This window comes from Affinundibacterium seohonense (assembly GCF_014284305.1).
GTDB classification, from domain to species: Bacteria; Pseudomonadota; Gammaproteobacteria; order Burkholderiales; family Burkholderiaceae_D; genus Undibacterium; species Undibacterium seohonense.
Genome location: NZ_JACOFW010000007.1, coordinates 209,455 through 225,518 on the forward strand (window position 1 = coordinate 209,455; position 16,064 = coordinate 225,518).

11 protein-coding genes are annotated in these 16,064 nt (G+C 47.2%); 6 read left to right on the plus strand and 5 right to left on the minus strand.

From position 1 onward, the window contains the following. Window positions 1-260: 260 nt before the first annotated feature. Together H8K52_RS08985 and H8K52_RS08990 are read right to left on the minus strand one after the other, a co-directional pair. Complete coding sequence (locus H8K52_RS08985) at window positions 261-2,570, minus strand: TonB-dependent receptor (protein WP_186922558.1); 2,310 nt, start codon at window positions 2,568-2,570, stop codon at window positions 261-263. A gap of 175 nt (window positions 2,571-2,745) precedes the next feature. Further along, window positions 2,746-3,066, minus strand: a complete 321-nt coding sequence (locus H8K52_RS08990; protein WP_186922559.1) for a hypothetical protein — start codon at window positions 3,064-3,066, stop codon at window positions 2,746-2,748. Between the two features lie 211 nt (window positions 3,067-3,277). Between H8K52_RS08990 and H8K52_RS08995 the strand changes: the two genes are divergently transcribed. Both H8K52_RS08995 and H8K52_RS09000 read left to right on the plus strand, forming a co-directional pair. After that, window positions 3,278-3,712 (plus strand): CreA family protein, encoded by a 435-nt coding sequence (locus H8K52_RS08995; RefSeq protein WP_425507531.1) that lies wholly within the window; start codon window positions 3,278-3,280, stop codon window positions 3,710-3,712. A 115-nt stretch (window positions 3,713-3,827) separates the two neighbouring features. After that, window positions 3,828-4,691 (plus strand): HDOD domain-containing protein, encoded by an 864-nt coding sequence (locus H8K52_RS09000; protein WP_186922561.1) that lies wholly within the window; start codon window positions 3,828-3,830, stop codon window positions 4,689-4,691. Between the two features lie 47 nt (window positions 4,692-4,738). Here H8K52_RS09000 and H8K52_RS09005 read toward each other — a convergent pair whose 3' ends face one another. Further along, window positions 4,739-4,936, minus strand: coding sequence for a hypothetical protein (locus H8K52_RS09005; protein WP_186922562.1), 198 nt, complete (start codon window positions 4,934-4,936; stop codon window positions 4,739-4,741). A 135-nt stretch (window positions 4,937-5,071) separates the two neighbouring features. After that, entirely contained in the window at window positions 5,072-6,529 is a 1,458-nt protein-coding gene (gene dacB / locus H8K52_RS09010; protein ID WP_186922563.1) for a D-alanyl-D-alanine carboxypeptidase/D-alanyl-D-alanine endopeptidase, read from the minus strand. A gap of 136 nt (window positions 6,530-6,665) precedes the next feature. Between dacB and H8K52_RS09015 the strand changes: the two genes are divergently transcribed. The 4 genes from H8K52_RS09015 to H8K52_RS09030 all read left to right on the plus strand — a co-directional run bounded on the left by H8K52_RS09015 (window position 6,666) and on the right by H8K52_RS09030 (window position 15,232). Next, window positions 6,666-8,390: a M1 family metallopeptidase gene (locus H8K52_RS09015; RefSeq protein ID WP_246464387.1), complete on the plus strand. Its 1,725-nt coding sequence runs from the start codon at window positions 6,666-6,668 to the stop codon at window positions 8,388-8,390. Between the two features lie 229 nt (window positions 8,391-8,619). Continuing rightward, a complete protein-coding gene (locus H8K52_RS09020) occupies window positions 8,620-9,771 on the plus strand; it encodes a CsgG/HfaB family protein (RefSeq protein WP_222613739.1) in 1,152 nt (383 codons plus the stop codon). Between the two features lie 325 nt (window positions 9,772-10,096). Further along, window positions 10,097-13,570: an ATP-binding protein gene (locus H8K52_RS09025; protein WP_186922565.1), complete on the plus strand. Its 3,474-nt coding sequence runs from the start codon at window positions 10,097-10,099 to the stop codon at window positions 13,568-13,570. Between the two features lie 75 nt (window positions 13,571-13,645). Next, window positions 13,646-15,232 (plus strand): peptidase U32 family protein, encoded by a 1,587-nt coding sequence (locus H8K52_RS09030; protein ID WP_186922566.1) that lies wholly within the window; start codon window positions 13,646-13,648, stop codon window positions 15,230-15,232. 171 nt (window positions 15,233-15,403) lie between these two features. On the opposite strand, the gene H8K52_RS09035 is transcribed toward H8K52_RS09030, so the two are convergent. Beyond that, the coding region (locus H8K52_RS09035) for an IS110 family RNA-guided transposase (protein WP_186922567.1) at window positions 15,404-16,064 on the minus strand (661 nt) is incomplete at its 5' end.

Here is a 16,064-nt window from a genome sequence, read left to right on the forward strand (position 1 = left end):
CTGGTAACTCCCTTCTCCCGCAAGCGGGAGAAGGGGCGGGCATGAGGGGGTGTCAGACTAGATTTACGATATTCAAAAATCTAAACCACGCTGTCTTTTCACTTCTTGTCTTGTGAAATGGCAGTGCGGTTTCTGAATCACCCTCACCCTAGCCCTCTCCCGTATGCGGGAGTGGGGACATTTAGGCTCATCACCCAAAGTCCTTTTCAAGTTCAGTCGTACACGTTCATCGCGTAAGATATTCGCAATCTGACCTTCAGTTAGTAATCAAACTTCAACTCAGCAACAACGCTACGTTGCGTATAAGGGTGGAAAGCCCAATATTTTTTGTTATTGAGATTATCGATACCAATCGCAGCGCTCCATTGTTTATCTAACTTGTAGCGGACGCGCAGGTCAGCGACCAAGAAACTAGAAAAACCAAAGTAAGTGAAAGCGTTGTTGTCGCTATTGTCTAATGAACCGTATTGACGACCACTGTAGCGAACGCCAAACGTCGTCGTCAGCTTGTCATTGGCACGATAGCTGGCGACAAAGTTGGCGCGCCATTGCGGAACACGTGGTTGCCACTTGCCTACACTCTTTTGGAATTTGTCATTTTTGACGATTTTGGAATCGGCATAAGTGACACTGGCTGCGAGGTCTAGTCCAGAAACGAAGACATCACTGTTTTGATAGGCCAGCTCTAAACCATTCGTGCGAATTTTGTCGACGTTTTGAATATTGGTGATATTCGGTGTGAGCAAGGTATTGGTTTGTGAGTACAAGGCATCGACCGTGTCCTCATGGAAGAAGGTGGCGCGCAATAAACCTTTGCCATCGTTCAATGATTGTTCTGCACTCCATTCACTCGTCCACGATTTTTCAGGCTTGAGATTCGGATCGTTGTTGACGATGGTTTGGGTCGATACTGTACCTTGATAGAGCTCAGACACGGTGGGCATACGCACCGCGCGACCGAGTGAGGCTTTGAGTGTCAGCTCATCACTCGCTCGAAACGCGACTGCAGCCTTGGGTGAAAAATAGTTTTCGTCGCGATCAACAAATCCCAAAGTGGTGGTCGCATTCGAAATGGCACCATCATGCGCTGACCATTGTTCAAATCGGCCACCCAAAATGGTTTTCCAAGTCGAATTAATGCGCCATGCATCTTGCAAATAAAAACTGTTTAATTCAGCATCGCCTTGGAAAGCAGAGAAGCGTTTGCTTGGTGCGCCATTGATCCAATCTGCGGTGTCAGAAACGAGCGTACGCAGTTGGAAGGCTTCTCGTTGATAGCCAAATTCTGTTGTGTGCTCTGCGTTTGGACGCCAGATACCCTTCAACGCAAAGGTATTCCATCCTGTGCCACTGCCGTCGGTGATACGACCAGTACCACCGGAATTTGCCGTCGGGATTGCGACTGTCGGTGCACGTGCAATGTCTTTGTTGTAGTCGTACAAACTCGCCGCGACTTCCCAATCCCAAGCGCCTTTGGTGTTGCTCTTCACGTGCAGACCGTGGGTGATATGCTCAAGCTGATTTTTGCTATTCGCCATATCGGTAGGATTGATCGTATATTTTTTACCCGCGATATTCACGTCGCCGCTGTAAACTGCATTGCCTGAAGCATCGCGCAAATAGCTTTCTACTGTGCTATCCATATCGTTGCGCCATACTCCGTAAGTGTAACTAGCTCTGAGTGTTGGTGTGATGTCGTAAGCGATTTTGACTTTGGCGTGATCTTGGATAGTGTGATATTGGCCTGTTGCTGCCATTAACCACCAATCTTGGCCTTGCGGATTTTTACCAGCGATAGCACCAGTAACGGGTTTTCCGGCGGTGCCAGTGACGCCAGCAGAAACTAATTTATTGGTGAAAGCAATCGGGTGTCCGTCGCTATCCAAACGATTGATATTCACCCACCAAGAAAATGCGCCTTGCTTATCACCGAGGCTGCCACTCAATTGTTTGCCGCTGAATTTTTTATCGGTGCCGTACTCTTGAAAATTTTCTGAGAAGCCGACTAACTTGGCATGCGCTTCGAATTTTTCTGGCATGCGCGTGACATAGTCAACGACCGCACCAACCGAGTTGCCTGAATAGGCTGCAGAAAATGGGCCATACAAAACATCAACGCGCTGGATTTCTTCAGGCGTTACCAAGCCCCAGCGTGGTGTATAGGTTGCGCCATTGCCGAGTAAATTTGACAAAAGTATGCCGTCTGCATACACCATCGAACGCGCACTATTGCCTGTACCAGAGGCGCGTGTTGCTAATACGGCGTGATTGTAATCGCCTACATAACGCTTACGAACCAACAGACTTGGCAGATACTTTAACGCGTCTTCTGCATCGATTGCATTGATGCTGTTCTCTAATTGTTTGGCGCTGATGCCTTCAATTGTCGTTGGGATTTCGGTTGGTAAAGTGGTTGGGCGATCGCCTTTAATCGTGACCCGCTCGACTTGATCTTTGCGAGTTTGTAGATCTTCGAGGGATTTGTCATCGGCAAACGCAGTTGCAGAAATAATCGGGAATGCGGCAGCAATGGCAAACGCGATCGCGTTTTGTTGGAAAGAGGTTTTCATAAGCTAAAGTTCAACAGCTGTGGCAACTTGGCGCAGACCGTGCTTGGCCTGCGTTGATAGCGCACAAATAAATCAATAATCGAACGATCAGAACGCGCGTTGCTTGATGCTCACGCGGTAAAGTTCGTCATAATTTGTCGCACAAACAAAAGTTGTGTGCGGACGATAGTGTGATTTAGTTGAACTGTGGTGGCCCACGAGCGGGCAGGGGCGCGGAAACAATGGCAGCAAGTCGTGCTGCTGGGATAGATAATGTCGCGTAAGAAAGCGTGTGTACAGGTGGGCATACATCCATCGCAGGCAGAGCAGGAGCAATTGCTGTCGGCACGCAGAACGAGCACTCTAAAGTGTGCGTGGTGGTTTTGCCGTCAACGATCTTGCCTGATTCATTGACGAACTTGATGCCGGTGCTGGTACACAGCATGCTCATGCCTTTTCCCTCCACCATAGGCGCCGCCATCGCAACGCTGAGGGTTAGTCCGTAAAGGAATAACACAGCGATCACGAGCCTGTTGGCGCGACGTAGGCGATGAAAAAGGGATAAAGAGAACATGGGGCAAGATTGTAGCAGGAAATTAGTGCTATGGTCTCAGAGTCGGCTGGCATCGATTTGAGCAAACTGAAAATAGGTGTAAAGTGAACGGGGTGTTTTCTTACAAGGAATATGAAATATGAAACGGACAAAAGTAGTCGCATTGATTTTATTGATGACTTCCGGAATGGTGCATGCGCAAAAAATTGGCAGTGTGGATACCGTGTTTAAATTCATAGGCCCCGATCACAAAATTGTGGTGGAAGCTTATGATGATCCGAAAGTGAAAGGCGTGACTTGTTATGTCTCTCGCGCTAAGACTGGTGGGATTAAAGGAGGCTTGGGCCTAGCTGAGGACAAAGCCGAGGCCTCGATATCGTGTCGTCAGGTTGGTGCAATTAGTTTTGAAAAGCCATTGAAACAGCAAGAGGAAGTTTTTAATCAGAGTTTGTCAATTTTGTTTAAGAAACTACGTATCGTTCGCATGGTCGATGTCGAGCGCAATACCTTGGTCTATCTGACTTATTCTGACAAGTTAATTGAAGGTTCTCCGCAAAATAGCGTGACGGCGGTACCGGTTGATAGACAATTGGCTATACCTTTAAAATAAAATTAGTGCTTATTTTTGCAATGTTGAATTGATTTCCACTTGGAAATAATGTCTAATGTCGGGCAAACAAGAGCAGGTAATTCATTATAATTTTTGACCTTATTTTGACCTTAACATGAATCAACAAGTCCGAGCCCCGGTGACTGATAAGCAAGCGGTGGATAGTTTATTAAAAACCATCCGTATTCCTCCACGGCCTAGTTTATTGGTGGATTTGCAGAAAGAGTTGAATAAGGATGACCCGAGTGCAAAGGGCTTGGCAAAGATCATTGCCAATGATGTGGCATTGGCGGCATCCTTGTTGAAGCTGACGAATTCGTCGTTCTTTGGTTTGCGTCTCAAAGCGCAATCGGTTGATCATGCGGTGAGTTTAATTGGGATTAATCAAACTGGGACTTTGATGACCGGCATCATCGCCCGTCAATCCATCACGAGTAGCGCAAGTTCGATGGGCAAATTTTGGGATTTTTCTAGCAAACGAGCGCAAGCCTTGAGCGCAATGGTACGTCGTTTGCCCGTTTGCTCTCCTGATGTGGCACACACGTTTGGTTTATTTTGCGATATCGGGGTGCCAATTTTGATGGAGCGGTTTCCTGATTATGTTGATACTTGGAAAAAGGCGAATAGCGAATTTGACCTGCCTTTGACGCAGATCGAAGATCAACATCACATTACCAATCATGCCTCAATTGGTTCTTTGATGGCGCGGACTTGGGGATTGCCAGAGCAAGTCTATACGGCGATTTTGCTACATCATGATTATCGAACCTTAGAGGACACCTCGACCGAAGATGGCGTGCGTGGCCTGATTGCCTTATCCGCTCTAGCTGAATACGCGATTCAAAAATACGAAGGCCAAGATGTTTTTCCAGAGTGGCATAAAGCCGGTGCCATGGTGTGTCAGTATCTCGGCATCAGCTTGCATGATGCTGAAGACTGGTGCGAAGAATTACAGGATCTGTTCAATACTGTGCATTAAAAGCGGGCATTAAATTCAATGCCAATGACAATGTCAGCGGAAAGCCTTTAACGTGGTTTTCCACCTAGAATTCGTGCAGGTAAAAACAAGATTGCACGCAGTAGTTCAAAAATGGCCTCGACACTAATACCGATCAAGCGAAATGGTAGTGTTAGTAGCCATATGATGGGATACATCAGTAGGGCGATCAGTGCTAATGGCCAACACAGCACAAACAATACGATCCAGATTAAAAAGCCTATCATGTGAACTCCTTAAACGTCATGTGAACAAGAGCTGCACTTTATACAAAAAGCTTTGCTAATTTCGGTTTTTTAGACCAACGACAGGATCTTGGGTATGAGCTGTCAATTCGGTAGAGTTCCCATGGCTCGATGTCCTTACTGCCTGCCATTGGCTAACCAGTTAATGACTTCATCTAATGCCGCTTTGCCCTTGCTGGCGGCTTGTTCATCGGTATTGATAATCGCCACGACGATCCAGTCTTTGTCTTGAACATCGCGTACATAGCCAGCGATGGCCATGACGTTTTTTAGGTAACCCGTTTTGATTCTCGCTTTGGCTTCTGCCATGCTGGCTTTCAAACGTGAACGCATGCTGCCATCAATGCCGACGATAGGTAAGCTAGTGGCGAATTCTGGATACCAATTACTATTCGCAGCGACACGTAAAATCCCGGCTAACTGCTGCGCGCTAATACGATCAAGTCGCGATAAGCCTGAGCCATTTTCTATCACCAAACCACTGTCTACGATCCCATGACGGGCAAACCAGTCGCGTACGACAGCATTGGCTGCCTGGCTGGTGTCAGCAAAATTTTTGGCGATCGGCGACTCTGCGCCCATGGTCAAAAACAAAATACGCGCCATCGCATTGTCAGAAAATTTATTGATAATGCGGATTGTGTCGGCAAGCGTTTCTGAATCTTTTTGCAGTAATAACTTGGCGGTAGGTGGTACCGTGCCATCGACGATTTGTCCTTGCCAGTTACCGCCTAACTCCTTCCACAGTGCACGTATCATGCTGCCGATAAAATTATTTCGCTCGATTAGATTGAGATAGACATTGGTTTGACAATTTTTGGGAAAGGTGCCGCGCACCGTAATGTTGATTTGGGTTTGCTCCGTGATGGTGACCTGTGGTGCTTGCCAGCTATTTTTCCATTCACTACATGGGGCGTTGCTTAATGACATCTGATTGTTCAACAGTAGATTATCCATCGGTGTCGTTAATTTGACATCGACCGTGCTGGTATCGGCATTGATGGCAAAGCCACTGATATTGCTGTGTACAAGTAATGCATCCGGAATCACGTTGTAATAGGCCGATGGATTTTCATCAAAGATGGGCGCATTTATTTCTGGTCTGGTCGGTTGAAAGTAACTGCGATCAAGCACGATGTCACCGACGATGTCACGCAGACCTTGTTGACGCAGGCTTCGTAATAATTGGCTGAGTTTGTCGAAAGTTAAATTCGGATCGGCACCGCCTTTGAGGTACAGGTTTCCACGTAATTGCTGGTTTTGAATCGACGCTTCACTGTAAATTTGTGTTTTCCAGCGGAAATTCGGGCCGAGCTGATCTAAGGCGATAAAGCTGGTGAGTAGTTTCAAGGTGGATGCGGGACTGACGATTTTGTCGGACTGGTGATTAAATACCGGAAGCCCTTCACGTGCTGGCATCACGAGCATTTGCATATGTTGTTTCTGTAAGCCGGCTTTGATCAATAGATTTTCAACTGTGGGGGGCAGTTTGTCTTGTGCCATGACAGGCTGCGTGAGCGCATACGCTAGGCCTAGATTAAGTAGGATGGCGGTAAATATTTTAGGGGTGAGCATGCGGCTTTCCAGAGAATTTTTTCCGTAGTATGCCATGTCTGAGTTGCGAATTCTTTAAACTGACAGCTTGAGGAACTTTATTGCCTCGCGTATACTCTAAATATATCTATTCCACAATCTTCACTTATTGACGCCAATGATGATCAAACTCTCTAGTTTAAGTCTTTCCCTTGCCTTGATTTTTGCGGGCAATGTGCACGCGCAAGCGCCTTTGCCAGCGTCTTCGATTCCCAGCGTTTTTACCATGAGTTCGGGAACTGAGCGTAGTCCCGAACAATTAGCAATGGTATTTGAAAAAGCTGATCTGAGCTTGCGATTAGATCCGCAAACACGCAGTATTAATGGCGTGGCGATCTTAAATTTCACTGCCACTGCAGAATTGAAACGCATCGTTTTGGAATTAGATAAAAATTTGCCGATAAGTTCTGTTAGCGTCAATGGGCAAGTGTTAAGCCAAGAAGCGATCAGTAATCCAGATGGACGATTATCTCTGAGTTTAAGCACAGCATTAAAAAAAGGAGCGAGTGCCGAAGTCAAGATAGTTTATCAGGGTGTGCCAAGGATCGCTAATCGTGCGCCGTGGGATGGCGGTTTTGTATGGAGTAAAACGCCGACGGGAGCACCGTGGATCGCCTCGGCGGTGCAGGGTGAAGGCTGTGATTTGTTTTGGCCTTGTATCGATCATCCTATGGGTAAGCCAAAGTTAATGACCTTGCATATTAGCGTACCGTCGCCTTTGGTGGTGGCTGGTAATGGCGTGGCGCAAGGGATGGATGAGAAAGAGGGTTGGCGTACTTATCATTGGCAGATTAAGCAACCTAGCACCTACGGCATTGCTATTAATGTTGCCCCGTATGAATTGTTGGAAGATGTGTACCAAAGTCGTTTTGGCAATCAAATTCCTTTACGCATGTGGTATTTGCCCGGGAATCAGCAAAAAGCTAAGGGTCTGATGGCGGAGTTTGCGCCGATGTTGGATTTTTTTGAAAGCAAATTTGGACCGTATCCATTTGGTGATGAAAAAATGGGTGTCGTCGAAACCCCGCATCTGGGTATGGAACATCAAACCATCAATGCCTACGGTAATGATTATAAAAAATCCCCGCATGGTTATGATTGGCTCTTACATCACGAATTCGCGCATGAGTGGTTCGGCAATCAAATGACCAATGAGAACTGGGACGATTTCTGGTTACACGAAGGCTTTGCTTCGTATATGCAGCCTTTGTACTTGCAATATCTGCGCGGCGAGCGTGATTATCAAGTCGGCATGCATGAGCAGCGCATTCGTATTGTGAATAAATTTCCCATGGTGACTGGGCACTCCATGAGTGAACATGATGTGTCCAATGGACCAGGCAACGATGTGTATTTTAAAGGCTCACATATCCTGCATACGCTGCGTGGGCAAATCGGTGATGAGGCATTTTTTAAAGCTGTTCGGCTGTTGATTTACGGCCGCAATGATCCTAGACCGGGAAATTTTTCACCAAGATACAGCACGACGAAAGAATTCATTCAGATCGTAAATCAAGTCACGAACAAAGATTGGCATTGGTTTTTTAATGGCTATTTACGGCATGCCGCTATTCCAGACTTGTTGGTAAATAAAGTCGGTAATACTTTGCACTTGCAGTGGAAAGTTGCTGATGGCAGTGAATTTCCTTTGCCTGTCGAAGTTCGGGTCAATCAAAAACTCATTAAGCTTCCTATGCATAAAGGCAAGGGCGAAGTGAATTTGCCTATGCATGCGGTGTATACCGTCGATCCTGGTGCGAAGTTACTCAAGCATGAAGCGCAGATTGATGTGTGGAACAGCGATATTCAGGCGCGCGCAAAAGCCAATAAAGCGGCAAAGTAAACTGTCTTTTCTTTTTTAATTGAGGTGCAAACAAGCGTGTCGTAATGGTGACGCGCTTGCTTGCATTGCCGCTCGTAATTGTCGCAATTGTCGTATCAAGGATACCTCTCATCGGTTGATATCGAATGTTGGCGTTTATTTAAGTTATACTCGCAAGCTTCATTTTTTTGCGCGATACTGTGAAAAAAATGACTGATGATCATGTAAATTCAACCAAAGGACCTGACCAATGAATCGCCAATCCTCGCTGACTATTGTGGCTGCGCTATTTTTAAGTTGCTATGGAATATCTTCAGCACAAGCACAGAGCATACAAAAAGGCGCGATCGAAAAATGTGCAAAAAATCTCGGGACGCTGGCGGTAGTCGAGCCACAAAGCCACATGCTGGCATCGTTGTCGAACTATAAGCTGGGCTCGCCATCGACGATGTTGCGAATGATCGTTGAAGAATCTGGATGTTTCACGGTGGTCGAGCGCGGTGTGGCGATGCAAAACATTCGTCAAGAGCGTGAACTGGCGAATGCTGGCCAATTACAACAAGGCTCCAATGTCGGTGGTGGACAGCTACAAGCGGCTGATTTTGTGATGACGCCTTCAGTGCAATTTGCTAGTGATACGGGTGGTGTCGGTGGTGCCGTCGGTGGTCTATTAGGTCGTTTTGGTGGCGCTCTCGGTGCTTTGGGTGGATTGGCTGGTGGAGTCAAATTTAAGGAAGCGGAAACCACCTTGCTATTGGCTGATGTCCGCTCTGGGATACAAGTAGCGAGTGCCGAAGGTCAGGCTAGCAAAATGGACTTTAGCCTCGGTGGTTGGGGGTGGGGCGGCTTTGGTTGGGCCAGCGCCGGCGGCTACAGCAAAACGCCAGAAGGTAAGTTAATTGCGGCCAGTCTGCTGGATAACTACAATAAAATCGTACAAACCGTCAGGAACAAAGATCAGCTAATTCAGGCGACATCTCAGGCTTCCAAAAACAATGCCGCCAATTCGATTCAAGCAACACCACCTGCACAGGTGGCAGCGCAGCAATATACTGCGCCTGCTACCGCGACTGCGCCAACGCGTAGTCCAAGTGCCGCCTCGTCTGGCGTGGTCGGGATGTATACTGTGAAATTTGCGGGTGATGACGAGGGTACAGTCAACGTCATGGTGAATAAAAATGGCAATGTCACCGGGATGGGGAAATCGACCAAATTCAATTTTAATTTTAATGTCAGTGGCTCAGTCAGCCCAGATGGTGAAATGCATTTAGCCGGCAGTGGTAAAGCGGGCGGCGCAAAGTTCATTGGGAATATTGATTTGCAAACTGGTGGTGTGGTCGGTATGTGGCAGTCAGAGGGCAACCAGGCTGGACAGGGAACTTTCAGTGGTCAAAAAATGTAAGGAAACTCTTGGACGCGTCGTATGACTCTTGATCGCTTGCCGATGCAGAAAAAAGCAGATTGTTCGTAATCTGCTTTTTTTTTGAAATTATTGTTGGATTTCCTCTCGATTTCATCGTTTTTTGGGACTGCACTTATCGTGCTTTTTGCGCTTAGTCTATGTCGTCAATGGTACAAATTGTGCGTTATGCAGCGCATGTTTTGTCGGTTTATGTCGCTTCTTTTGTGAAAGGGATTGACACTTCATAGCACGCCTTAGATACTGATTTATCGACGTTTTATTTCCAAAGAGAACGCTTTTTGCTATTACAAAGGACATCGTTGGCGTGAAGAATCTCCAGCTCAAGTTATTTTTACCATTTGCCATTGGTGTGCTGGTATTGCTGCCTGCCTTGCTCATAACTTGGTTCGCCTATCGTGCCGCACAACAAAGCGCGGTGGATGCTGCCAATGCGGTGATGGTGCAGGCGAGTTTGCGCGCCAGTGAAGCTGCGGATGCCGATTTAGCCGAACCATCACGTCTACTCAGTTCCTTTTCTAGCTATGGTGACGCGGTCAACGGCGAGCCAGATAGTAAGAATTTCACCAGTTTAGATCAATTTGAAAAAGTGGCATGGGGCGCCATGCGCGGGACCCGCTTAGTCAAATTCATCAGTTATGCCCAATTGAATGGCGGCTATCGGGCGATCAACGTGTATGACGAAGATACCCTGCCGGATGTCGTGATGCAAGAACCAGGTGAGAGTTTTCGCCGTCATTATCGTAGCGCCTATCCTTTAGATCGTCGCATGATGATAGGCAAGGACAAACAGCCTTATAACGCCAGCACACGTCCTTGGTACAGCGCTGCCATGCAGGCGGCGGATAGGACAGGTCAAGCCAGTGACAGACGTGCATGGACTGATGTCTATCCCTCATTTTCACGTAATCAATTACAGGTCGCGCATGCGACGGTGGTGCGCAATGCCCAACGTGAAATCATTGGCGTACTGGCCTTGGATGTGTCCTTTAAATTGTTGAGTCACTCCTTACATAATCTGGATATCAGTCCAAATGCGATCGCTTTCATCATTGACAACCGAGGTGATCTAGTCGCGACCTCGATCGAAAACATGTTGTTGGGCTCTCCAGATGTGCCGAGAATTTCCGCTCTTGAGGCAAATTCACCTCTGATTCGGCATGCAATGCATGCGATGCCAGCGCGTCTCAAAACGAGTTCTGGCGCGGTCAGGATGCCGGAAGAGCAGGCAAACAGCGTGCTTTGCAAAGGCAGCAGCGTTTGTGAAAATTTTCAGTTTGAATTTAGTCAGAAAAATTATCTGGCACATGCGATGGTGTTAAATCAGGGACGCAGCCTAACCTCAAATGTGTTGGCGGACAATCAGAGTGCAGATGTGAATTTTCCTGAATGGCGCTTGGTCATTGCCGTGCCAGCAGAAGATTTTAATTATGTAATTAAGCAAAAGAGCCAGAAGACGGTCGCATTAGCGGTCGTGTTAGCCTTGATCGCTTCGGCTTTTGGAATTTGGTTTGCGGCGCGGCTTAACGTCAGTATCAGTGCAATTGCTCGCGCAGCCGTGAAATTAGGTCATGGTGATCTCGATCCCGGTGTGATACGAACAAATTTCGTCGAATTTAAACAAATTAGCGATGAGTTGGGACATACCGCCGATGCCTTGAAACAATCTCGTGATGCTTTGCTAGCGCAAAATGCCGAACTTGAAGCTCGCGTATTGGCGCGAACGATCGACTTAGAACATCAAACTGGACAAGCTTTGCAAGCAGCCAACGCAAAAGCGGCGTTTTTGGCAACGATGAGTCATGAGATACGCACTCCGATGAATGGGGTGATTGGGATGACCGATTTATTAGCGGGTACTGCGCTCAATGCCGAACAAAATGACTATGTTGAAACAATACGAACTTCAGGAAATGCTTTGTTGACGATCATTAATGATATTTTGGATTTTTCGAAAATAGAGTCGGGAAAAATGGGGTTGGAATGCGAACCGTTTTCATTGCAACAGATGATCGAAGATTGCATCGCCTTGCTGGCCAGTGCGGCAAACCAGAAGAGGCTGGAGCTCTTATATGAATTTGATGTCGATGTGCCGCGCTTTATTCTCGGCGACATTACGCGCGTTCGCCAAATTGTGTTAAACCTCTTGAGTAATGCGGTCAAATTCACCGAGCAAGGGGAAGTCATCATTCAGGTAAGTCTGGTCGCCAATGATGCAGCCAGCCAAGACATGCTGCAGATCCATGTTAAAGATACGGGGATAGGCATACCTGCTGATCGAGTCGAACATTTGTTCTCAGCATTCACGCAAATCGATGCAGCCACCACCCGTAAGTATGGCGGAACGGGTTTAGGATTGGCGATTAGTCGACGTTTGGCAGAACTGATGGGCGGTGGCATCAGCTTGCATAGCGTAGAAGGAAAAGGCAGCGTCTTTACGGTGCAAATAGTGGCTGAAGCGTACACGGATGAGGCAGCGATTAATCCAAATACGAGCGAAATGGCGGCGCGCGAACAATTGAAATCTTTGAGTGGCAAGGGTGTTTTATTGATCGATCAGAATGCCAACAGTGCGCGTGTCATGCAACAACGTTTAGCTGGCTATAGGATGCCAGCGCAAATTCTCGAACATATTCATCAGTTGCAGGAAGTCGATGCCAAGGACGTGGCTCTGATTATGGTGAACGTCGAACAAAATAATCTGCAGACAACCGATTTCATTCATGCCATCCGGGCGTCAGGACAGTTGGCGCAATTGCCCGTCCTAGCGATTGTGATGCAAGCCGAAAACCGTGAAAAAGAACTAGATCAGCTAGGTGCTTCTTATCTTTTAAAGCCAGTACGAGAATCGCATTTGGCGGAAGCCTTATTACAGTTATTGTTCGTACCAGATGCGACGCGTGGTGCTGACGCTGAACATCGGATTGAACAAGAACGCCGCCAAGGACGGCCGAATCTGGGAGAGCGCTTCCCTATACGTATGTTGGTCGTAGACGATAATCCCACCAACCGTAAAGTGGCTGGAATGATGCTAGAGCGTTTAGGTTATCAGACCGCGTATGCGAATGACGGGCGTGAAGCGGTTGATCAAATTTTAGCTGCCGACGCGATACAACAAGCATTCGAAGTGGTGTGGATGGATTTGCATATGCCGGTGTTGGACGGCTTGGAAAGCACCAAAATTGTGCGGAATTCGCGTATTCACCAACCGAGAATTATCGCGGTCACCGCTGCCGCTATGCATGGTGATAAAGAAATTTGTTTGCAAGCTGGGATGGATGATTACGTGAGTAAGCCCTTAGAAAGCAAAGAGCTAAAAAGCGCGCTTGAACGCTATTTGAAATTCCAGGGATATGAAATTCGTCAACGCGACGAGTTTGAGCGAGTCGCGGATAGCAGTGAAGAGGCGCCAGCAAAATACTTTGACCCGAATCGCTTTATGGCCTTCTGCGAAGGGAATCCTACCTACCGGAGTACTTTCATTGGTTTGATAAAAAATATGGTGGCGAAAGCACAAGGTCAATTTGAGCAAGCGCAACTAGCCTGGCAGGAAGAGCGGGTTGAAGAGGCAGCCCGTGTGTTTCATACCATGCGTGGCTCTATGGGAACGCTAGGGGCAATTGCTTTTGTGGAAACTTCTCGAGCGCTGGAAAGCGCTATCAAAGCCGGACAAGCTGAGGTGGTTGAACGACTTTTCACAGAAATGAAGAAGGTATTGGACTTAACCATGTCAGAAGCGCAAGCTTGGTTAGATCAACAAAGCAATACTTCTGACGCTTAATCCTGTCGACATGAGCGAGACAGCTCGCTTTTGTTATAATCGCGCCTTCCTTAGACCCCACAATTAAGCACCGCCATGACCTTACGCACCAACGAAATTGAATTGCTATCACCTGCCAAGACTGTGGAGATCGGTCGTGAAGCGATTTTGCATGGTGCTGATGCGGTCTATATCGGCGGTCCTTCGTTTGGAGCACGTCACAATGCCAGTAATGAGATCAGTGAGATCGCCAAATTGGTGGAATTTGCGCATCGTTATCATGCCCGCATTTTTGTCACGCTCAACACGATTCTGCATGATAGTGAACTAGAGCCTGCGCAAAAATTGATCCATCAATTTTATGATGCAGGTGTGGATGCTTTGATCGTGCAAGATATGGGCGTGATGGAATTAGATATTCCACCGATTCAAATTCATGCCAGTACGCAATGCGATATTCGTACACCAGCGAAAGCCCACTTTTTAGGCGCATCTGGATTTTCGCAATTGGTGTTAGCGCGGGAACTCACACTGGAACAAATCAAAGCGATCAAGGCGCAAACCAATACGCCCTTGGAATACTTTGTACACGGCGCTTTGTGTGTGGCTTTTTCCGGTCAATGTTATATCTCACATGCCAAAGATGGTCGTAGCGCAAATCGTGGTGATTGTTCACAAGCCTGCCGTTTGCCATATACCTTGACCGATGGTGAGGGCAGAGTGGTCGCTTATGACAAGCATTTATTGTCGATGAAAGACAATGATCAAAGCGCCAATCTGGAAGCTCTACTCGATGCGGGTATTCAGTCACTCAAAATCGAAGGTCGTTATAAAGATATGGGCTATGTGAAAAATATCACCGCTCACTATCGCTTATTGTTGGATGAAATTTTAGAGCGTCGTCCTGAATACTATCGTGCCTCCAGCGGTCATACACAAATCGCCTTTACGCCCAATGTCGATAAGACGTTTCACCGCGGTCATACTGCGTATTTTGCTAATGGTCGCAGAGAAGATATTGGTGCGTTTGACTCGCCTAAATTTGTCGGTTTGCATATCGGTTATGTAACGCGTTTAGGACCGGATTGGTTTGAATTAGAAACCAACGAGGATCTGGCTAATGGCGATGGCCTCAACTATATGCACAAACGTGAAGTCGTCGGTGTGCATGCCAACACCGTCGAAAAGAAATCGACTAATGATAATGGCGTGATTTGGCGCGTGTATCCGAATGAGAAAATGGCGGAATTCGCTAGTTTAAAAGTCGGTATGTCAGTCCATCGCAATCGTGATCAACATTGGGAAATGGCATTGACCAAAAAGTCCTCGGATCGCAAAATTGGCTTGTGGTTAAACTTGTCAGAAACCGATACCGGGCTTGTGTTGAGCCTGTCAGATGCCGATGGTATCAATACCAGTACCTCAGTCAAATTAACATTAGAAACTGCGCAGCATGCCGATAAAGCCGAAGCGGGTTTGCGTGAAAATCTCGGCAAGTTAGGTAGCTCGATGTTCTACGCAGAGCAGATCGATCTGAATCTCAGTCAGGCTTGGTTTGTTCCATCTTCTGTTATCAACGTATATGGACTCCTCCAATATTGCAAATTTTTTTGTTCAAACAAAAGGTGTAACTGCTCGCGTATATCCGGCTTCTATCTGGGCACCGTCGCGCCCGAGCCATAATGGAATCTGCGCGCCTGCTCCAAAACGCCTTAGCGACCTTATCTCTGTCAAGACAGTGGGCCTTTTCAATAGGCTGGTGATTCAAGCGCCGGTCTAACCTGTTTGCCATCACTTCAAAAATTCGCAATTACTGCTGAAACACTTTTTCGACTTCAATACTTCCCTCAGCGACTACATCATTGCACCTCGATAGACTTCTTGCTTGCTCAAGATTGACCACGCAATTCTTGCGTTTTTGTTCGCTAAGGCCACTGTGGCGATATTTCGGTTTCGCCTTAACATCAAACCTTGTGCCCATCGGCTACGTCGATCTAGTTTATTGCCACACGCATTTAATGCCGCTCGGGCACCATGAATTAAGAGCGTTCTCAAATACGTATCGCCACGCTTACTGATGTGCCCAAGTCGTTCTTTGCCACCACTCGAGTGCTGTCGCGGCACCAGACCTAACCAGGCGGCCATATCGCGACCACTAGAGAATTGTGTTGCATCACCCACTGCTGCGACTAAGGCGCTGGCCGAAATCGGACCAAAACCTTCAATTGCCATTAATCGTTGAATACGCTCATCTGATTTCACTGCTGCTGCGATACGTTGATCATGTGCCTTCACGCGATCGTCGACTTCTCTGAGTTCTTCTGCCAACTCACGCAATAACTGTAAAAAACGTGCATTGAGTTTGCCATCGGAATTCTCTAACAACACAGGCAAAGCTTGCCGAACCTGCGATACCCCTAGCGCAATCACAATACCAAACTCACCTAACAGGCCGCGTATTTCATTGCATAAAGCTGTTCTGGCGCGAATCAGGCGACTACGAATTCTATGCTCA

Excerpts from the sequence above, each read along its gene's own strand:
- H8K52_RS09000 (WP_186922561.1), top strand. The coding sequence starts at position 3,828 with ATGAATCAACAAGTCCGAGCCCCGGTGACTGATAAGCAAGCGGTGGAT.
- dacB (WP_186922563.1), bottom strand. The coding sequence starts at position 6,529 with ATGCTCACCCCTAAAATATTTACCGCCATCCTACTTAATCTAGGCCTA.
- H8K52_RS09015 (WP_246464387.1), top strand. The coding sequence starts at position 6,666 with ATGATGATCAAACTCTCTAGTTTAAGTCTTTCCCTTGCCTTGATTTTT.
- H8K52_RS09030 (WP_186922566.1), top strand. The coding sequence starts at position 13,646 with ATGACCTTACGCACCAACGAAATTGAATTGCTATCACCTGCCAAGACT.
- H8K52_RS08985 (WP_186922558.1), bottom strand. The coding sequence starts at position 2,570 with ATGAAAACCTCTTTCCAACAAAACGCGATCGCGTTTGCCATTGCTGCC.
- H8K52_RS08995 (WP_425507531.1), top strand. The coding sequence starts at position 3,278 with ATGACTTCCGGAATGGTGCATGCGCAAAAAATTGGCAGTGTGGATACC.
- H8K52_RS09020 (WP_222613739.1), top strand. The coding sequence starts at position 8,620 with ATGAATCGCCAATCCTCGCTGACTATTGTGGCTGCGCTATTTTTAAGT.
- H8K52_RS09005 (WP_186922562.1), bottom strand. The coding sequence starts at position 4,936 with ATGATAGGCTTTTTAATCTGGATCGTATTGTTTGTGCTGTGTTGGCCA.